Source organism: Isoptericola sp. AK164 (assembly GCF_029643425.1).
GTDB classification, from domain to species: Bacteria; Actinomycetota; Actinomycetes; order Actinomycetales; family Cellulomonadaceae; genus Isoptericola; species Isoptericola haloaureus.
In genome coordinates, this window is sequence record NZ_CP119106.1 from 3,224,320 (window position 1) to 3,243,135 (window position 18,816).

The 18,816-nt window shown below is 74.1% G+C and carries 19 protein-coding genes; 12 read left to right on the plus strand and 7 right to left on the minus strand.

What is annotated here, in order from left to right; all coding sequences use genetic code 11:
• Positions 1–9 precede the first annotated feature (9 nt).
• Positions 10–1,143 carry a uroporphyrinogen decarboxylase gene (hemE, locus tag PO879_RS14775; protein ID WP_278235614.1) on the plus strand — a complete coding sequence of 378 codons (1,134 nt, stop codon included), beginning with the start codon at positions 10–12 and terminating at the stop codon, positions 1,141–1,143.
• Positions 1,140–2,588, plus strand: a complete 1,449-nt coding sequence (locus tag PO879_RS14780; protein ID WP_278235615.1) for an FAD-dependent oxidoreductase — start codon at positions 1,140–1,142, stop codon at positions 2,586–2,588. The genes hemE and PO879_RS14780 overlap by 4 nt, the downstream gene beginning before the upstream one ends.
• 47 nt (positions 2,589–2,635) lie before the next feature.
• Here PO879_RS14780 and PO879_RS14785 read toward each other — a convergent pair whose 3' ends face one another.
• On the minus strand, positions 2,636–3,361 hold the full coding sequence (locus PO879_RS14785) for a spermidine synthase (protein WP_278235616.1): 726 nt from the start codon (positions 3,359–3,361) through the stop codon (positions 2,636–2,638).
• Positions 3,361–3,810, minus strand: a complete 450-nt coding sequence (locus PO879_RS14790) for a methylglyoxal synthase (protein WP_347568629.1) — start codon at positions 3,808–3,810, stop codon at positions 3,361–3,363. Before PO879_RS14790 ends, PO879_RS14785 begins: the two co-directional genes overlap by 1 nt.
• A gap of 233 nt (positions 3,811–4,043) precedes the next feature.
• Between PO879_RS14790 and PO879_RS14795 the strand changes: the two genes are divergently transcribed.
• From PO879_RS14795 to hemL, 6 genes are all read left to right on the plus strand, one after another.
• Positions 4,044–5,039: a type IV toxin-antitoxin system AbiEi family antitoxin gene (locus PO879_RS14795; RefSeq protein WP_278235618.1), complete on the plus strand. Its 996-nt coding sequence runs from the start codon at positions 4,044–4,046 to the stop codon at positions 5,037–5,039.
• Between the two features lie 22 nt (positions 5,040–5,061).
• Positions 5,062–5,901 carry a hypothetical protein gene (locus tag PO879_RS14800; RefSeq protein ID WP_278235619.1) on the plus strand — a complete coding sequence of 280 codons (840 nt, stop codon included), beginning with the start codon at positions 5,062–5,064 and terminating at the stop codon, positions 5,899–5,901.
• A gap of 63 nt (positions 5,902–5,964) precedes the next feature.
• Complete coding sequence (gene hemC / locus PO879_RS14805) at positions 5,965–7,005, plus strand: hydroxymethylbilane synthase (protein ID WP_278235620.1); 1,041 nt, start codon at positions 5,965–5,967, stop codon at positions 7,003–7,005.
• Positions 7,002–7,802 (plus strand): uroporphyrinogen-III synthase, encoded by an 801-nt coding sequence (locus tag PO879_RS14810; protein ID WP_278235621.1) that lies wholly within the window; start codon positions 7,002–7,004, stop codon positions 7,800–7,802. Before hemC ends, PO879_RS14810 begins: the two co-directional genes overlap by 4 nt.
• The gene (gene hemB / locus PO879_RS14815) at positions 7,799–8,812 is read left to right on the plus strand and encodes a porphobilinogen synthase (RefSeq protein ID WP_278235622.1); all 1,014 of its coding nucleotides are present in this window, start codon (positions 7,799–7,801) and stop codon (positions 8,810–8,812) included. The genes PO879_RS14810 and hemB overlap by 4 nt, the downstream gene beginning before the upstream one ends.
• A 44-nt stretch (positions 8,813–8,856) precedes the next feature.
• On the plus strand, positions 8,857–10,230 hold the full coding sequence (gene hemL, locus PO879_RS14820) for a glutamate-1-semialdehyde 2,1-aminomutase (protein ID WP_278235623.1): 1,374 nt from the start codon (positions 8,857–8,859) through the stop codon (positions 10,228–10,230).
• A gap of 69 nt (positions 10,231–10,299) precedes the next feature.
• On the opposite strand, the gene PO879_RS14825 is transcribed toward hemL, so the two are convergent.
• Positions 10,300–11,595, minus strand: coding sequence for a BNR-4 repeat-containing protein (locus PO879_RS14825; protein ID WP_278235624.1), 1,296 nt, complete (start codon positions 11,593–11,595; stop codon positions 10,300–10,302).
• A gap of 174 nt (positions 11,596–11,769) precedes the next feature.
• Here PO879_RS14825 and PO879_RS14830 point away from each other — a divergent pair, with 174 nt between their 5' ends.
• The 4 genes from PO879_RS14830 to PO879_RS14845 all read left to right on the plus strand — a co-directional run bounded on the left by PO879_RS14830 (position 11,770) and on the right by PO879_RS14845 (position 15,737).
• Positions 11,770–12,246, plus strand: coding sequence for an HU family DNA-binding protein (locus PO879_RS14830; protein ID WP_278235625.1), 477 nt, complete (start codon positions 11,770–11,772; stop codon positions 12,244–12,246).
• Between the two features lie 118 nt (positions 12,247–12,364).
• A complete protein-coding gene (locus PO879_RS14835; protein ID WP_278235626.1) occupies positions 12,365–12,721 on the plus strand; it encodes a metal-sensitive transcriptional regulator in 357 nt (118 codons plus the stop codon).
• 22 nt (positions 12,722–12,743) lie between these two features.
• The gene (locus PO879_RS14840; RefSeq protein WP_278235627.1) at positions 12,744–13,058 is read left to right on the plus strand and encodes a copper chaperone; all 315 of its coding nucleotides are present in this window, start codon (positions 12,744–12,746) and stop codon (positions 13,056–13,058) included.
• Between the two features lie 183 nt (positions 13,059–13,241).
• Positions 13,242–15,737 (plus strand): heavy metal translocating P-type ATPase, encoded by a 2,496-nt coding sequence (locus PO879_RS14845; RefSeq protein ID WP_278235628.1) that lies wholly within the window; start codon positions 13,242–13,244, stop codon positions 15,735–15,737.
• Positions 15,738–15,839: 102 nt separating this feature from the next.
• Here the strand turns inward: PO879_RS14845 and PO879_RS14850 are convergent, their stop codons facing one another.
• Genes PO879_RS14850 through PO879_RS14865 form a run of 4 tightly spaced genes read right to left on the minus strand, consistent with a single transcriptional unit; the run spans position 15,840 to position 18,479 of the window.
• Positions 15,840–16,637 (minus strand): ABC transporter permease, encoded by a 798-nt coding sequence (locus PO879_RS14850; protein WP_278235629.1) that lies wholly within the window; start codon positions 16,635–16,637, stop codon positions 15,840–15,842.
• Positions 16,634–17,527, minus strand: coding sequence for an ABC transporter ATP-binding protein (locus tag PO879_RS14855; protein ID WP_278235630.1), 894 nt, complete (start codon positions 17,525–17,527; stop codon positions 16,634–16,636). Before PO879_RS14855 ends, PO879_RS14850 begins: the two co-directional genes overlap by 4 nt.
• Entirely contained in the window at positions 17,524–17,823 is a 300-nt protein-coding gene (locus tag PO879_RS14860; protein WP_278235631.1) for a transcriptional regulator, read from the minus strand. Before PO879_RS14860 ends, PO879_RS14855 begins: the two co-directional genes overlap by 4 nt.
• Positions 17,820–18,479, minus strand: a complete 660-nt coding sequence (locus tag PO879_RS14865) for a hypothetical protein (RefSeq protein ID WP_278235632.1) — start codon at positions 18,477–18,479, stop codon at positions 17,820–17,822. Before PO879_RS14865 ends, PO879_RS14860 begins: the two co-directional genes overlap by 4 nt.
• Positions 18,480–18,816 lie beyond the last annotated feature (337 nt).

An 18,816-nucleotide genomic window follows, 5' to 3' on the forward strand; every position in this document is an offset into this window, starting at 1 on the left:
TCGTCAACCGTGACATCCCCCACGCCGAGCGTCAGCAACCTGCCGTCCACCCACCCCCTGGCCGACGGCCGCACGTCGGCGTCGCCCCTGGTCAGGGCGCTGCGGGGAGAACGACCGGATCGCCTGCCCGTGTGGTTCATGCGGCAGGCCGGCCGCTCGCTGCCCGAGTACCGCGAGGTGCGCGAGGGCATCGGGATGCTCGAGTCGTGCCTGCGGCCCGACCTGGCCGCCGAGATCACGCTGCAGCCGGTGCGTCGCCACGGCGTGGACGCGGCGATCTTCTTCAGCGACATCGTCGTGCCGCTGAAGCTCGCCGGGGTGGACGTCGAGATCGCCTCCGGCGTCGGCCCGGTCATGGACCGCCCGTACCGCACGGCCGCCGACATCGACGAGCTCGTCTCCCGCGACCTCGACGAGGCCGCGCTGGCCCCGATCACCGAGGCCGTGCACCGCACGGTCTCCGAGCTGTCCGACGGCGCCGCATCCACCCCGCTCATCGGGTTCGGGGGCGCGCCCTTCACGCTCGCCGCCTACCTGGTCGAGGGGCGCCCGTCGCGGGACCACCTGGCCGCACGCACCCTCATGCACGCCGACCCGGAGACCTGGCAGCGCCTGACGACCTGGACCGCCGACCTCACCGGCCGGTTCCTGCGGGCCCAGGTCCTCGCCGGCGCCAGCGCCGTGCAGCTCTTCGACTCCTGGGCCGGGTCGCTGTCGCTGGCCGACTACGTCACCCACGTCGCGCCGTCGTCCACGCGGGCCCTGCGTCACGTCGCCGACCTGCGCACGCCCGACGACGCCGGCGTGCCCGGCATCCACTTCGGCACCGCGACCGGCCACCTGCTGCCCGCCCTGCGCGACGTCCTCGTCGACGCCGGGGTGACCCACCGCACCGTCGGCGTCGACTACCGCACGCCGCTGGACGAGGCCGCCGGCCGCCTCGGCGACGACGTGCCGCTGCAGGGCAACATCGACCCGGCGCTGCTCGGCGCCCCGTGGCCCGCGCTGGAGGCGCACGTGCGCGACGTCGTCGAGCGGGGTCGCACCGCCCCCGCGCACGTGGTCAACCTCGGCCACGGCGTCCCGCCGACCACCGACCCGACGGTGCTCACCCGCGTCGTCGAGCTCGTGCACTCGCTGTGAGCCAGCAGGTGGACGCCGTCGTCGTCGGCGGCGGGATCGGCGGGCTCGTCGCCGCCAGCACGCTCATCGACCGCGGCCTGCACACCATCGTGCTCGAGGCGTCCCCGCGCCTCGGCGGCCCCATCCGCGGCGGCTCGTTCGAGTCGCTGCCGCGCGTGCCGATCGACCTCGGCGCCGAGTCGTTCGCCTCGCGCGGCACGGCGGTCGCCGAGCTCGCCGCCCGTCTCGGCCTCGACGTCGTCGCCCCCGCGCCGCTGACCGCCTGGGGCTACGCCGCCGGCCGACCCTTCCCGCTGCCCGCCGCCGGTGTGCTCGGCATCCCCGCGGTCCCGTGGGCGTCCGACGTCCGCCACGTGATCGGCTGGACGGGCGTGGCCCGGGCGTCCCTGGACCGGGTCCTGCCGCGGTTCGTCGGCGCGGACGCCCACGACCTCGACGCGCTGGTGCGCGCCCGGCTCGGCGCACGGGCCACCGACCGGCTCGTCGCACCCGTCGCCACCGGCGTGCACTCCGCGCCGCTGGACCGGCTGGACGTCGCCGCGGTCGCTCCCGGCCTGCGCGACCGGTTCGCCGTCGAGGGCTCGCTGACTCGTGCCGTCGCCGGCCTGCGGGCCGCGGCACCGGCCGGGTCGGCGGTGCGCGGCATCGCGGGCGGGTTGCACGGCATCGTCGAGGCGCTGGCCGGCCAGATCGCCGCGAGCGCCGAGGACTGGACCGACTCGCCCACCACCGACGCGACCGGCCCCATCCACACCACGCTGCGGCTCGGTCACGAGGTCGTGGGGATCGAGCGAGCCGACGACGGCGGCTGGGTCGTGCGCTCGCGGGCCACGGCCGCGCAGGTGCGCGGCGGCCGCGGGTCGGTGCACACCACGACGGCCCCGCGCCTGGTCGTGGCCACGCCCGCCGTGGCACCGATGCTCGAGCCGTGGACCGACGTCGTGCCGCGCCCGGAGCAGGGGGCGGACGTGTGGCTCGCGACGCTGCTGCTGGACGCCCCCGAGCTGGACGCCGCCCCTCGCGGGTCCGGCATGCTCGTGGCGCCGGACGCCGGCCCGGTCCGCGCCAAGGCGATGACCCACGCGACGGCGAAGTGGCCGTGGCTCGCCGACCGGGTCCGCGCCGCCGCCGGCGAGGGGATGCACGTGGTGCGGTTGTCCTACGGACGGCTGGGCGAGCCCACCGTGCCCCCGACGGCCGAGGAGGCCGCGCGGGACGCCGCCGAGCTGTTCGGCGTGCCGGTGGCGGACCGGGTGGTCGACCACCTGCTGCAGCGCTGGGACGGTGCGCTGCCCCCGCCGACCCCCGCCTACCGGGCGGCCGTGGCCGACCTGGCGGCCGCCGTCGGCCGCACGCCGGGACTGGCCACCACCGGCGGGTGGGTCGCCGGGACCGGGCTCGCCTCGATCGTCGCGCACGCCCAGGCGGCGGTCGCGGGACTCTGACCGGCGCTCCGGCCCGGGCCGTCGGCCGGTGGGACGACCGGGCCGGACTACCGCGCGGCCCGTCCGCGGGCCACGTACACCGTGTTGGCGGACTCCCCGCCCGTGATCGGGTTGGGGAACCGCACCGGGTGGGACGCGCACTCGGCGAAGACCTCGTCGAGGGTCGCCTCGAAGACCGGCTCGGGCGGGTCGTCCGACCAGAGCGCGAACACGCCGTCCGGCGTGAGGTGCTCGGCCGCCGCCCGCAGCCCGTCGGCGGTGTAGAACGCGGCGTGGCTCGGGTGCAGCACGTGGTCCGGGGTGTGGTCGATGTCCAGCAGGATCGCGTCGTAGCGGTCCTGCGGGGCGGCACCCATCCGGCGGAAGAAGTCGTCCTGGACCAGCCGGCAGCGCGGGTCCGTGGCGAGGCCGGCGGTGTCGGGCAGCAGCTCGCGCCGGTGCCAGTCCAGCACGGGCGCGGAGTACTCGACGACGTCGAGGGCCGCGACGCGCGGGTCGGCCAGCGCGGCGTGGGCCGTGTAGCCGAGGCCGAGACCACCGACCAGCACCCGCAGCCCCGTATCGGGACCTGTGTCGGGACCGGTGTCGAGGACGTCGAGCGCCAGGGTCGCCAGCGCCCGCTCGGCGGCGGTGAACAGGCTCGACATCAGGTACTCGTCGCCGAGGCGCACCTCGTAGACGTCCTGGCGCGCGGCCGGGTCGTACCGACGGCGCAGGCTGATCTCGCCCATCGGGGTCGGCTGGAAGTCGAGCTCCTCGAAGCGCAGGGCCATCACTCGGCCGGTTCCCCGCCGACCCAGCCGCGCTGGTCGATCACCGGGCGGTTCGCCGTGTAGTCCTGGTGCATCATCGGCGAGGAGATCATCATGTCCGCCGTGGCGACGTTGCAGGCCATCGGCACGTTCCACACGGCGGCGAGGCGCAGCAGCGCCTTGACGTCGGGGTCGTGGGGCTGCGCCTCGAGCGGGTCCCAGAAGAAGATCAGCATGTCGATCGTGCCCTCGGCGATCTTGGCGCCGATCTGCTGGTCTCCCCCGACCGGGCCCGAGAGCAGCCGGTGCACCGGCAGCCCCAGCTCGAACTCCAGCATCGTGCCGGTCGTGCCCGTGGCCCACAGCGCGTGACCAGAGAGCGTGCCCCGGTTGAACTCCGCCCAGCGCAGCAGCTCGACCTTCTTGTTGTCGTGCGCCACCAGAGCGATGTCGTGCCGGACGGCGTCCATCGTGCGCTCCTCTCCGTCACCGGGCGCCCGCCGCACCCGCCTGCTGCTCATGCTGTCACGCCGCCCATCCGCCATCGGAAACAGCCCGTATGGCCGTGGTCTCCCCGAGGTTCAGCTTCATGCCTCCGTCGCCGATGAACACACGTCGGCCTCGCGCGCGTCCTGCCCGCCTAGACGTCTTGCCGCGCTAGACGTCTAGGCGGACAATACAAGGACACGGAGGGGGTGCAGCAGTGTCAGACGTCGACACACTCGTCAAGCGGATCGCAACGCGATGGCACGACGACGGGGTCGAACTGACCCTCGCGGGCCCGGTGGCCCGCATCGAGGTCGACGGGATGTCGTCCGAGAGACGGTGGTGGTGGTTCGACGCCAAAGACCCGGAGCATCGCCGAGCTCTGCGGGCGGCGGACAGCCTCGAGGACCTCTTGCTCATCGGCGACAAGATCCCCCTCTCCGTCGCTGAGCGCACGCGAGAACGCGGAGGCTGGCACATCGATGCCGCGGGGAACGCCTACGTTCGCGCCCCCGGTGTGCACATCGACGTTCATGGACGCCGCACGGCGTCACGGACCGAGCGGAAGACCAGACTGTCGACGGCACAGGAGACGAACCTCATGAGCGCAGGACGCGCCCAGGTCATCTTCTGCCTGCTCAGCTGGCCAGACCTGGTGAGCATGCCGATCCGCGCCATCGCCGACGTCGCCGGCGTATCGCCCGGCACCGCGCACACCACCATCAAGGCACTCACGGAGGAGGACTACCTCTTTCTCGGCGCCTCCGTCATCGCCCGCCGAGAAGAGCTGCTCGATCGATGGGCGACAGCATTCCCCCTCGGACTCGGAAGATCACTCGAGCTCGGCAGATTCTGCGGGAAGCCCGATCTCAGCGCATGGGAGGCGACGGGGAGCAGCGTCCGTGTGAGCGGCGAGTACGCCGCGGACAACATCCGCGGAACTGACCTCACCCTGTACGCCAAGGAACTGGAACCCGCACTGATCGCGCGCTCACGTTGGCGCAGGCCCGAACCGGGTGAGTCAGCCAACATCATCGTGCGCCGCAAGTTCTGGACCGAGCCGACGTCACCACTCGGCAGGAACACCGGGGCACCCTCGATCCGGAGAGCACCCGCGCTTCTCGTCTACGCCGACCTGCTCGCCTCTCGAGAGCCGAGACAACAAGAGACTGCACGAGCGATGCGGGGAGACCTGGTTGACCAGGGCGGCTGAAGAACACCTCCGGCACTCCGCAGTGGCCACGGTGCTGCACGAACTACGCAGGGGCGAAAGGGATCTTCCTGAGGTCATGATCGTGGGCGCCACCTGCCGCGATGCTCTGCACCACGCATGCGGCCACGACGACGCGCTGCGGCAGACAGACGACTTGGATATCGCACTGGCTGTCGAGGACTGGGACAGGTACCGCGCACTGACAGATCGTCTCGAACGCGTCTCAGGCTCGACGAACGGGATCAGGTTCCTCGTGGGAGGCATCCCGGTCGACCTCATGCCCTTCGGTGAGACGATCGAAGAGCCAGATGGTGAAGTCACCCCGCCGCCACGCCAGGACGTCATGAGCGTCTTCGGCTTCCAGGACGTCTGGAACGACGCGCAGGTGATCGATGTCAACGGCGCTGGACCAGTGCGGCTCCCCACGGTCGCCGGATACACCCTGCTCAAGCTCAGGGCCTGGCTCGACCGGGTCCAACAGCCGAACTACAAGGACGCCCCCGACCTTGCCTGTGCCATGTACTGGTGCGTGGACCCGATGAACCGGGGAACGTTCAGGCACGTCGTCCGCGATCGGCTGTACGACACCGCTGCTGGTCGGGCACATCTCACCGCGACCGACTTCGACGAAGCGACCGCTGCCGTACGTCAGCTCGCGACCGACGCCATCGACCTCTTGAGTCCCGACCGCCGAGCAGTGCTCCGACGGGACTGGACTGCCGGCTCGGAGGATGCGCTCCTCGCGGGCAACCTCCGGCTCCCGCTGCCTGGGTGGCCGCGACCCCGTGACGAGCGGCTCGGTCGATACGCTGCTGCTGTGCGTTCCGCGCTCGCCGTCGAATCGGCGACTGGTCCTGTGTGAGATCCGCCGGAGTGGGCCCGCGGGAGTTGTCCCGCACCCCTCGGTTCGCGAGAGACTGAACCGGTGAGCCCCCTCGACGTCGAACACCTGCGCCTCGGCACCCGGGCCAGCCGGCTGGCCACCACCCAGTCCGGTTTCGTGGCCCGCCGCCTGACCGAGCTGCTCGAGCACCCGGTGGAGCTCGTGCACGTCCGCACCCAGGGCGACGCGGACCGCACCACCTCGCTGTCCGCGCTCGGCGGCACGGGCGTCTTCGTCGCAGCGCTGCGCGAAGCCCTGCTGGAGTCCCGGTGCGACGTCGCCGTGCACTCGCTGAAGGACCTGCCGACCACCCAGCCCCCCGAGCTGGCGTTCGTCACCCCCGAGCGCGAGGACCCCCGCGACGCCCTGTGCGCCCGCGACGGGCTCACGGTGGAGACCCTGCCCCGCGGCGGCCGCGTCGGCACCGGCTCGCCGCGGCGCGCCGCCCAGCTCCAGGCCGCCCGTCCGGACCTGGAGATCGTCGACATCCGCGGCAACGTCGAGACGCGGCTGGCCCGCGCGCTCGGCGAGGACGCCGACCTCGACGCGGTCGTGCTCGCCTTCGCCGGCCTGAGCCGTCTGGGCCGCACCGAGGTCGTCAGCGAGGTGCTCGACCCCGCCGTCGTGGCCCCGGCCCCCGGCCAGGGCGCCCTCGCGGTCGAGGCCCGCAGCGCCGACCTGGCCGACGGCGGCCCGCTCGCCGAGGCGTTCGCCGCCCTGGACCACCGGCCCACCCGGCTCGCGGTCACCGCCGAGCGCGCGGTCCTCGCCCGCCTCGAGGCCGGGTGCTCCGCCCCGATCGGCGCCTACGCCCGGCTGGAGGACGGCGAGCTCGTGATGTCGGCGGTCGTCGGCCGGGTCGACGGCGCCGAGCAGCTCACGCACACCGCGCGCGTCGCCGTCGGGCCGGACCTGGCCGACGCCGCGGCGGACACCGAGGCCCGCGAGCTCGGCGTGCGCGTCGCCGAGCGGCTGCTGGCCGACGGGGCCGCCCGGCTGGCTCCCCTGACGGCCGCGGCACCGCCGGCCCCGCGCGAGCCGCAGCGGGGACCGACGGGGACGGACGACCCGGAGGTCCCGTGACCGCACCGGGCCCGGGACCCGACCTGACGGGACGGTCCGTGCTGCTGCCCCGCTCCCCCGACCGCGCGGCCGGGCTGGCGCGGCGGCTGCGCGACGCCGGGGCGGACGTCACCGTCGCCCCCGTGATCGAGCGCGCACCGGCCCTCGACCAGCACGCGCTGCGCGACGCCGTGGACCGCCTGCGCGACGGCCGCTACGCGTGGACGGTGATCACCAGCGTCAACGCCGTCGACGCCCTGGCCGGCGCGCTCCCGGGGTCAGACGCCGGCACCCCGGCCACGCAGGCCGCGCTCGCCGCCGCACCCACCCGGTGGGCCGCCGTCGGACCCGCCACCGTGCGCGCCCTGCGGTCCGTCGGCATCGAGCCGGAGCTGGTGCCCACCGACGCCTCCGCCGCGGGTCTGGTCGCCGCGTTCCCCGGTCCGTCCGAGGGGACCGCGTCACCGACCCCGCACCGTGTCCTCCTGCCGCTCGGCGACCGCGCCCGCCCCTCGCTGCGCGACGGGCTGACCCGGCTCGGCTGGACGCCCGAGGTCGTCACCGCCTACCGCACGGTGCGCTCGGAGCTGCCCGCCGACGTCGTCGCCCACGCCTACGACCTCGTGGTCGTCACCTCCGGGTCCGTGGCCCGCGAGGTCGCCGACCAGCTCGGCACCGCCGCCCCCGTCGTCGCGATCGGCCGCCCCTCGGCCGAGGTCGCCGGCGAGGTCGGGCTGACCGTCGCGGGCGTCGCGTCCGCACCGACCGACGACGGCCTCGCCGCCGCCGTCACGACCGCCCTGGAGCAGAACCCATGAGCACGTCCGGCATCGTCTACCGGCCCCGCCGTCTGCGGACCACCCCGCGCATGCGGCGGCTGGCCGCCGAGACCCGCCTGCACGCGGCGGACCTCGTGCTGCCGCTGTTCGTCAAGGAGGGTCTGACCGAGCCGGCACCGATCGCCTCGATGCCCGGCCAGGTGCAGCACACCGAGGCCACGCTGGCCGACGCCGTCACCGCGGCAGCCCGGGCCGGCGTCGGCGGCGTGATGCTGTTCGGCATCCCGGCGGTGCGCGACGCCCGCGGCACCGCCGGGGACGCGCCGGACGGGATCCTGCAGCGCGGCATCCGCATCGCGCGCGAGGCCGTCGCCGCCGCCGAGGCGGAGACCGGGCGGCCGGGGCCCGTCGTCATGGCGGACACCTGCCTGGACGAGTTCACCGACCACGGGCACTGCGGCGTGCTGACCCGCGACGGCGCGGTGGACAACGACGCCACGCTGGAGCGGTACGCCACGACGGCCGTCGCCCAGGCGAAGGCCGGGGCCGAGGTCGTCTCGCCGTCGGGCATGATGGACGGCCAGGTGGCGGTGATCCGCGACGCGCTGGACGACGCCGGCTTCGAGGACGTCTCGATCCTCGCCTACAGCGCCAAGTACGCCAGCGCCTTCTACGGCCCGTTCCGCGAGGCCGTCGACTCGGCCCTGCAGGGCGACCGCCGGACCTACCAGATGGACGCCGCCAACGCCCGCGAGGGCCTGCGCGAGGCCGACCTGGACATCGCCGAGGGCGCCGACATGGTGATGGTCAAGCCCGCCGGGCCCTCCCTGGACGTGCTGCGCGGCGTGGCCGACCGGGCCGAGGTGCCGGTCGCCGCCTACCAGGTCTCCGGCGAGTACGCGATGATCGAGGCGGCGGCCGCGAACGGCTGGATCGACCGCCGGGGCGCGGTCCTGGAGTCGGTGCTGGCGATCAAGCGGGCCGGTGCGGACGTGATCCTCACCTACTGGGCGCTCGAGATCGCCGACTGGCTCGCCGGAGCCTCCTGACGGCCCCTGACGCCCCCGCTGCCACTCTCCACGGAAGGACGACGATGACGGACACCGCAGGCTTCGGCCAGGTCGAGACGGCGCTGGTGGGCGCCACGCCCCCCGCCGACAACCACACCGCGTTCCTGCGCGCGCAGGACGCGATCCCCGGCGGGGTGAACTCGCCGGTGCGCGCCTACGGCTCGGTCGGCGGGGACCCGCGGTTCCTCGCCTCCGCGCGCGGCCCGTACGTCACCGACGTGGCCGGGCGCGAGTACGTCGACCTCGTGGGGTCCTGGGGTCCGGCGCTGCTCGGCCACGCCCACCCCGAGGTGGTCGCCGCCGTGCAGGAAGCGGCCTCGCGGGGCCTGTCGTTCGGGGCGCCCACGGTGGGCGAGGTCGAGCTGGCCGAGGAGATCCGACGGCGCGTCCCGGCCGCCGAGCACGTCCGGCTCGTCTCGACGGGCACCGAGGCGACGATGACGGCGGTGCGCCTCGCCCGCGGCGTCACCGGCCGTCCGCTGGTCGTGAAGTTCGCGGGCTGCTACCACGGGCACGTCGACTCGCTGCTCGCCGAGGCCGGCTCCGGCGTCGCGACGCTGTCCATGCCGGGGTCGGCCGGCGTCACCGAGGCCTCCGCGGCCGAGACGCTCGTCCTGCCGTACAACGACCTGGCGGCCGTCGAGGCGGCGTTCGCCGCGCACGGTGACCGCATCGCCGCGGTCATCACCGAGGCGGCCCCGGCCAACATGGGCGTGGTGCCGCCGGCGCCGGGCTTCAACGCGGGCCTGCGCCGGCTGACGTCGCAGCACGGGGCGCTGCTGATCCTCGACGAGGTGCTCACCGGGTTCCGGGTCTCCGACGCCGGTTACTGGGGGCTGGCCCGGGAGCAGGGCGAGGACTGGACCCCCGACCTGTTCACCTTCGGCAAGGTCGTGGGCGGCGGGATGCCCGTGGCCGCGCTGGCCGGACCGGCGTCGGTCATGGACCACCTGGCGCCGACGGGTCCCGTGTACCAGGCGGGGACCCTGTCCGGGAACCCGGTGGCCGTGGCGGCCGGCCTGGCGACGCTGCGGCTGGCCGACGAGCTCGTCTACGAGCGCGTGGCCCAGGTGGCCGACACCGTCTCGAGCGCGCTCGGCGAGGCGCTGGACGCCGAGGGCGTGCCGCACCGTGTGCAGCGCGTCGGCTCGCTGTTCTCGGTCTTCTTCGGCGAGGCCGCGGCGCGCGACGGCGTGGCGTCGTTCGCGGACGCCCAGGCCCAGGACGTGTTCCGGCACAGGCCGTTCTTCCACGCCATGCTCGACGCGGGCGTGAACCTGCCGCCGTCGCTCTTCGAGGCCTGGTTCTGCTCGGCCGCGCACGACGAGGACGCCGTCGGTCGCGTCCTCGAGGCGCTGCCGTCCGCCGCGCGGGCCGCGGCGGCCGCGACGGCCTGACGCCGCGCGACGCCGGAACCGCCCGACCCCGGTACCCCCAGCGGGTACCGGGGCCGACGTGCGTCCGCGTCACGACCCGTGCAGCACCACCTCGCACCGGTAGTGCTGCGAGGCGGTCATCTCCCCGCGGAACCACAGCAACGGGCGGTTCCCCGGGTCGCCGGGGGCGACGATCGGACGCAGGTTGTCGACGGCGGAGTCCTCGGTGACGGCCGTCCACGCCCAGGTCGCGCCGCCGTCGGCCGTGCGGCCGTGGAAGATCTCGTGGTGCGCCAGCACGGTGCCGTCGCGGGGGTCGACGGGGGTCGAGACGTACAGCGAGTCGAGGTCCTCGGGATCGATCGCGGCCAGGCCCGTGTAGTCCTGCTCGTGCGGCAGCAGCCCGGGGCCGGCCAGGGCGAGGTGGTGGACCTCCCACTCGCCGCCGGGCGCGAGCCGGGCGTAGAGGAACCGATGGTCGGTGACGTCGCGGAACCGCTCGAAGGCGTCGGCCGGGTCGTCGGGGGTGTCGTGGCGCGCGGTGACCACCATCGCGACGGTGCCGTCGGCGGCGCGTCGGACGTCGGTGGTCCAGCAGTGGGTCACGGGCACCCCGCCGTGCACCGAGCCCGCGGCGACGACCGTCGTCAGCCCCTCCTGCGAGAGCCCCTCGCCGTGCAGCGGGTCGGGGTCGAGCACGCTGCCGTCCGAGCGCCGCAGCGCCCCGTCGGCGAGGTAGCCGTGGTAGATCGAGTTGTCGAAGTCCCGCGGGTGGTGGTCGGTGGTGACGACGTCGATGCGGTCGGGCGACCCGGGGCGTGAGGAGTACCGCGTGTAGCCGTTGACGTAGCCGACCTTGGGCCGCGTGAACAGCTTGCCGGCGTAGGCCCAGGTCTCGCCGTCGTCGTCGGAGACGAGCGCGCACTGGTCGTCGTTGACGGCGCGGGCGAAGCAGTACAGCCGCCCGTCGAGCTCGTGCAGGTTGGCGTAGGTGACGCCGGCGCCGCCGGTGCGCTCGCTCCAGTCGTAGGTGCGTTCCGGCCCCCACGGGCCACGGGGATCGTCCGTGTCGCTGATCCGCCAGCGGGTGAGGTCGTCGGTCTTGTGCTTGGCGTAGACGGCCAGCCAGCGGCCGTCCCGGCGCCGCCAGAGCGCCGGGGCGTCGTGGTCGTCGGCCTCGAGCCGTTCGTGCAGCGGGACGACGACGGACCCCCCGGTGGCGAGGTCGACCACCGTCAGCTCGATGGTTCCGGCCCGGGCCTCGCCCCCGGGGCCCTCGGGCGCCGCCACCGACCCCACCACCAGGGTCCCGGTGCCCGGGTCCGTCAGGGCACGTTCGTCCTGGAACCAGCACCACGCACCGTTGTCGTTGATCGTCCGGGTCATCGTCCCCTCCGTGTAAGCGCTTTCCGTCACTCTCTCACGAATTCGCCCCCGCGCGGCACGGCGTCCCACGTCTCGCGCGCATTCACGAGACCCTGGTCACGACCGGCACATTTCTGTACGTTTGTGCACCTTGACGCATCGCGCACCCGGAACGGTGGCAGGAGAGGAACAGAGATGAACAAGTCCGAGCTCGCCGCGGCGGTCGCGGAGCGCACCGAGAGCACTCCCACCGAGGCCCGCCGGCAGGTCGACGCCGTCCTGGACTCCATCGTCGAGAGCGTCTCCGCAGGCGAGCGCGTCTCCCTGCTCGGCTTCGGCACGTTCACGGGCGCCGAGCGACCTGCACGGACGGCCCGCAACCCGCGCACCGGCGACACGATCGACGTCCCCGCCGCCGTCGTGCCCCGGTTCCGCGCCGGCTCGGGGTTCAAGGCGCGCGTCTCCGGCAGCGAGCCCGCGCCGGCCCGCTCGTCCGCGTCGGCCGCCTCGACCGGCACGTCGGCCGCCCCGTCGAAGTCCTCGTCCTCGAAGGCGTCGTCGAAGTCGTCGTCGAAGGACAAGAAGTCCGACAAGGACAAGGGCTCGAAGAATTCGACGAAGGACTCGAAGAAGAAGTCCAAGAAGAAGAACAAGAAGTCGAAGAAGAAGTAGCGGTGCGCCGGCCGGTCCGGCCCGCGTCCGGCGTCGGCCGCGCCGGCGGCGCCGACGCGGCCGCGGTCCTGTGGCGCAGACCTCTTGACCGCATACCCCCTGAGGGTATGCTGGAGCCATGACCGAGACCGCAGCAGCCGCCCCCGAGAGCGCCGCCGTCCGCGACGACCCGGCTCCCGCGGAGCACGACGGCCCGCACGGGTACGCCTCGGACAAGGCCGCCTACCTCAAGCGCATGCGCCGCATCGAGGGGCAGGTCCGCGGCATCGCCCGGATGATCGACGACGACGTCTACTGCATCGACATCCTCACCCAGGTGTCCGCCGTGACCAAGGCGCTGCAGTCCGTGAGCCTGGCGCTGGTCGAGGACCACCTCAACCACTGCGTCGTCGACGCCGCGCGCGAGTCCGACGAGGCAGGAGCCGCCAAGGTCAAGGAGGCGACCGCCGCCATCGGCCGCCTCGTCCGCAGCTGACCCGAGGAGACACAGGAGCACCATGAGCACCGTCACCACCCTGGGCGTCACCGGCCTGACGAGCGCCGACTCGGTCGCCCGCGTCACCGAGCAGCTCGAGACCGTCGAGCGGGTCGAGCACGTCAGCATCGTGCTCGAGTCCGACGGCGAGTCCGAGGTGAGCGTCTTCTCGGACCAGCCCGTCGACGAGGACGCCCTGCGCGGCGCCGTCGACACCGCCGGCTACGCCGTCGCCTCCGTCGAGGTCCAGACCGACGCCCTGGCCGCCCAGCAGGCCGAGCAGGCTCCCGCCAAGCAGCGGGCGCACGACGACGCCGCACGCGGCGCCGACGACTGAGCGCTCCCCGCACCCCCAGCCTGCGGGAGCACCCGCCACCGCGGACCGTCCGCCGATCCGCCGTCCCCCGGGACGACGCGGACCCTCCGCGCCGCGCCGACCACCCCTCGGCGCCCCGACCACGACGGCCGCCACCCCGGACCGTCGCCGGTGACATCCCCGCACGTCCCCAGGAGTCACCCCATGACCACCACCCCCACCCCCGCCGTGCGCGAGGTCGACCTCGCCGTGTCGGGCATGACCTGCGCCAGCTGCGTCGCGCGGGTCGAGAAGAAGCTCGCCAAGCTGCCCGGTGTCGAGGCCACCGTCAACCTGCCGCTCGAGAGCGCGCACGTGGTCCTCACCGAGGAGCACGACGACGACGACCTGCTGCAGGCCGTCGCCTCCGCCGGGTACACCGCGACCGTCACGCGGTCGCGGGCCGCCGCCGTGCCGTCGGAGCCGCAGCCGGAGCCGGAGTCGTCCGCGGAGCCCGCTCCCCCGACCGACGAGACGGCCGCGGGGACCGACGGGGCACCCGCCGCGAGCGACGAGGCACCCCTCGCGAGCGACGAGGCACCCGCCGCGGGCGGTGCCGAGTACCGCGGGGCGGACCTGCTGCGCCGGCTGCGCGTGTCCGCGGTGCTGACGGTGCCCGTCGTCGCGCTCTCGATGGTGCCGGCGTGGCAGTTCCCCGGCTGGCAGTGGGTCGTGGCCGCCCTCGCGCTGCCCGTGGTGACCTGGGGCGCCTGGCCGTTCCACACCGCGGCCGCCCGCGCCGCCCGCCACGGCTCGTCGACGATGGACACCCTGGTCTCGATCGGCGTCGTGGCCGCCACGCTGTGGTCGCTGTGGGCGCTGCTGCTGGGCGGCGCCGGCGAGATCGGCATGACCATGGACGTCTCCCTGCTCCCCTCGCGGGAGCACGCCGGCGCCCCGGAGCTCTACTTCGAGGTCGCCGCCGTGGTGACGACCTTCCTGCTGGCCGGCCGGTACGCCGAGCACCGCTCGAAGCGCCGGGCCGGTGACGCCCTGCGGACCCTGCTGGCCATGGGTGCCAAGGAGGCCGAACGCGTGCGCACGCGGCCCGACGGCACCCCGGTCACCCGCGACGACGGCCGGCACGTCACCGACCTCGTCGCCGTGTCCGCCCTGCGCGTCGGCGACCTGTTCACCGCGCGCCCCGGGTCCACGATCGCCACCGACGGCGAGGTCGTCGAGGGCACCTCGGCGGTGGACACCTCGCTGCTGACCGGTGAGCCCGTGCCGGTGGACGTCGGACCCGGCGACGCGGTCACCGGCGCCACCGTCAACACCTCGGGCCACCTGCTGGTGCGGGCCACCCGCGTCGGCGAGGAGACGACGCTGGCGCAGATCGGCCGCCTCGTCGCCCAGGCGCAGACGGGCAAGGCCCCCGTGCAGCGCCTGGCGGACCGCATCTCGGCCGTGTTCGTGCCGATCGTGCTGACGCTGTCCGTGCTGACGCTCGGTGGCTGGCTGCTCGCCGGCGCGGACCTGCCGTTCGCCTTCACCGCGGCGGTGGCGGTGCTCATCATCGCCTGCCCGTGCGCCCTCGGTCTGGCGACCCCCACGGCCCTGCTGGTCGGGACGGGCCGCGGCGCCCAGCTCGGCATCCTCATCAAGGGACCGGAGATCCTGGAGTCCACCCGCCGCATCGACACCGTGGTGCTCGACAAGACCGGCACCGTCACCGCCGGCGCGATGGCGCTGGAGGACGTCGTCCCGGCCCCCGGCGTCGACGCCGACGAGGCGCTGCGGTACGCCGCCGCCGTCGAGGCACGCAGCGAGCACCCGATCGCCCGGGCGGTCGCCGAGGCCCCCTCCGCCGGCGAGAGCCGTCGCCCCGCGGAGACCGGAGACGACGGCGTCGCCGTCGGCGCCCTGCAGGTGTTCGACTTCCGCACCGTCCCCGGCGGGGGCGTCGAGGCGGTCGTGCGCACGGCCCACTCCGGTCTCGGCGAGACCGGGCTCGGCGTCGGGGGCCTCGGCAGCCGGCGGGTCCTCGTGGGGCGCCCGAGCTGGCTCGACGAGACCGACGTCCACGTGCCCGACGAGGTGCGCGACGCCGTCGAGCAGGCCGAGAGCGACGGGGCGACCGCCGTCGTCGTCGCCTGGGACGGCTCCGCGCGCGCCGCGCTCGTGCTGCGCGACCCGGTCAAGCCGACGTCGGCCGAGGCCGTGCGCGAGCTGCGCGACCTCGGGCTGCGTCCGGTGCTGCTCACCGGGGACGCCGAGGGAGCGGCCCGCGCGGCCGCCGCCGAGGTCGGCATCGACGAGGTGATCGCCCGCGTCCTGCCGCAGGACAAGGCGGCGACGGTGTCCCGGCTGCAGGGCGAGGGGCGCACGGTGGCGATGGTCGGCGACGGCGTCAACGACGCCGCCGCCCTGGCCACCGCCGACCTCGGCCTGGCGATGGGCACCGGGACCGACGTCGCCATCGAGGCCAGCGACATCACGCTGGTCCGCGGGGACCTGCGGGCGGCGGCCACCGCCGTCCGGCTGTCCCGCCGGACGCTGCGGATCATCAAGCAGAACCTGTTCTGGGCGTTCGCCTACAACGTCGCCGCGATCCCGCTGGCGGCGGCCGGCCTGCTCAACCCGATGATCGCGGGGGCGGCCATGGCGGCATCGTCGGTGATCGTGGTGAGCAACTCGCTGCGGCTGCGTCGCGCCGGCTGACCGGCCGCCACGCACACCTCGCCCTCCCGTTGTGGGCATGAAATCTGCAGGTCAGGATCGCTCCTGACCTGCAGATTTCATGCCCACAACGGAGGGCGGGGATCAACGGAAGCGTCGACCCTCGTCACGGCGGTAGGCACGGACGGCCAGCGCGGCGAACAGCACGGTCCAGCCGATCAGCACCGGCCACGCCGCGGCATAGGCGGCCTCGCCGGTCAGCGCCTGCACGAGCAGGTCGCGGCCGGCGCGGGTCGGGGTCCCCTGGGACAGCGTGTTCAGCCAGTCCGGGAACGCCACCGGCGGCAGGAACAGCCCGCCGGCGAACGCCAGCGGGAACAGCACGACCTGCACCACCGGCAGGGCCGCCTTGGCCGACAGCGAGTAGCCGACGGCCATGCCGAGCAGCACGAACGGCACCGAGGTGGCCAGGATCGTCGCCACCCCGGCCAGCAGCTGCAGCAGCGTCACCGAGGCCGCGGTGAACAGCCAGCCGATGACGATCAGCGGCACCAGCCCGAACAGCGCGAAGATCGCGCCGTTGAGGATCCGCGCGACCATGCGGGGTGCCGGGCCGGCCGGCAGGGACCGCACGAAGGGGTCGAACGGGAGCTGGCGGTCCTCGGCCACGCCGAGCCCGTAGGTGAACAGGCTCGCCGAGCAGACGGCGAAGAGGGCGAGACCGGCCACGGCCATGGTCGCGTACACCGGGTTCTGCGCCACGTCGCTCTGCGGGACCACGAAGAAGAACATCGCCAGCGACGGGAAGAGCATGTTGCCCAGCACGGCGACGGGGATGCGCACGGTCTCCAGGAACTGGAACTTCAGGTGCAGCCATGTCAGGCGTGCCGGGCTCACGGTGCCCGACGGCGGGACCTGCGCGGCGGCGGTCGTGGCGGTCATCGGTGGGCTCCTTCCAGGGTGTCCGCGGCGACCATCTCGGCGAAGGCCTCCTCGAGGCTGGCCCCGCGGATCTGCAGGTCCGAGAACTCCACGCCGGCCGAGACCAGGTCCCGGACCAGCGCGTCGGAGTCGGTGGTGTAGAGCTCCTGCGTGCCGTCGTCGCGGCGTTCGCCCCGGGCGACTCCGGGGAGCCCGGTCAGGTCGGTCGCGGCACGCAGCAGCACCCGACGCAGGCCGACGCGGCGCAGGATCCCGTCCAGGGAGTCGTCGGCCCGCACGACGCCGTGGTCGATGACCACGACGCGCTCGGCCAGCGCCTGCACCTCCTCGAGGTAGTGGCTGGTCAGCAGCACCGTCCCGCCCTCGGCGTGGTACCGCCGGATCGCGCCCCAGAGGGCCTGCCGCGCGGAGACGTCGAGCCCCGTCGTGGGTTCGTCGAGCAGGATCACCCGGGGGCGCCCGACCAACGCCAGGGCGACGGCGAGCCGTCGCTTCTGACCGCCGGACAACGACCCGGTCTGCTTGCGGGCCTTGTCCGTCAGGCCGAACTGCTCGAGCAGGGCGGCGGTCGGCATCGGGTCCGGGAAGTGCCCGCCGACGAAGTCGACGACCTCGCCGACGCGCAGGGTGGGCGGCAGGCCCGTCTCCTGCGGGGTGACCCCCAGCCCGGTGCGGGTCGCGGCGTCGCGCGGGTCCCCGCCGAGCACCCGGACACCGCCCGTGTCGGGTCTCCGCTGGCCGCTGACCAGCGACAGCAGGGTCGACTTGCCGGCGCCGTTCGGGCCGAGCAGGCCGACGAGCTCGCCGGGGCCGACGTCCAGGGTGACGTCGTCCAGGGCGACGACCTCGCCGAACCGGCGGGTGACGCCGTCGACGGAGATGACCGTCATGATCCGGCTCCTCTCAACAGGTCCTGCAGGGTGGTGGTGTAGTCCTCGAAGGCACGGCGCCCGTCGGACGTCAGTGCCAGGTAGGTCACGGGCCGACGCCCGGCGAACTCCTTGGTCTGCCGGACGTAGCCGGCGTCCTCGAGCTTGCGCAGGTGCGTCGAGAGGTTGCCCGCGGTCATGTCCAGGAGCTTCTGCAGCTTGGCGAAGGTGATCTCCTCGCCGGCGCTCAGCGCGGCCAGCGTCGAGACCACCCGCAGGCGCGCCGGGGCGTGGATGACCGTGTCGAGCTCGGTCACGACGGCACCCCGCCCTCGCGGCGGCGCCGGACGAGCAGCACGTGCCACACGAGCGTGATGGCGAGGAATCCGCCCCCACCGACCGTGGCCATGACGAGATAGGTGGCCGGCATCCCGGCGAGCGTCGCGGCACCGCCGGTGAGCAGGATCCACACGCCGAGGACGTACAGGCCCGTGTCGTCGAAGAGCGCTCCTCCGGTCAGGTACATCACGCCGATGATGACGCAGGCCAGCGCGTTGGAGACGAGGCCGACGACCTCGCCCGACGCGTCCGCCCGTCCGAGCCCGGCCATGACGACCGGGAACACGAGGAAGGCCATCGGCCACGCGGTCCCCCACCGCGCCCCGGCGCGGCGCTCGGGCCCGCGGGTCCCCGCCGTGCGTCGGAGCGCGTGGACGATCGTGATGACGACGGCGGTGCCGAGCAGCGCCCCGAACAGAGCGAAGGCGAGGGCGTCCGGCGCGCCACCGAGCGCGCGGGCGCTCCACCACAGCGCCGTGTAGCCGACCAGCCAGGCGACCCCCCACACCAGGCAGAGCAGCCGGCCGTCGGGTTCCGTCCCGGCACGGGCGCGGCGCTGGGACTGCGCGATGAGGTCCAGCGTGGCGGCGGGGTCGAGCGGTCGGTCGGGACTGCTCTCGGACTCGGTGCTCACGATCGACTCCTGAGGGGGATCCGTTTCGAGGTTTGCGCTACAAACTACTTTGCATCATGCCACGGGCCGAGCGGTCCGACAAGACCCGACAATGTGATCGCGGCCCGCGACGACCTCCGCCACGCAAGCAGGTGCTGCTGCGCGGTCCGGGCCGTCCGCCGTCGAACCCCTGACCACCCCCTCGTTGTGGGCATGAAACCTGCAGGTCCGCACCGGTCCGGACCTGCAGATTTCATGCCCACAGCGGGAGGCCGGCGCACTTAGGCTGGCGCCGTGACCGCACCGGAGCCCGCCGTCCAGGACCGCTGGACCCCGCCCGCGCCCGCCGCGCCGGCCC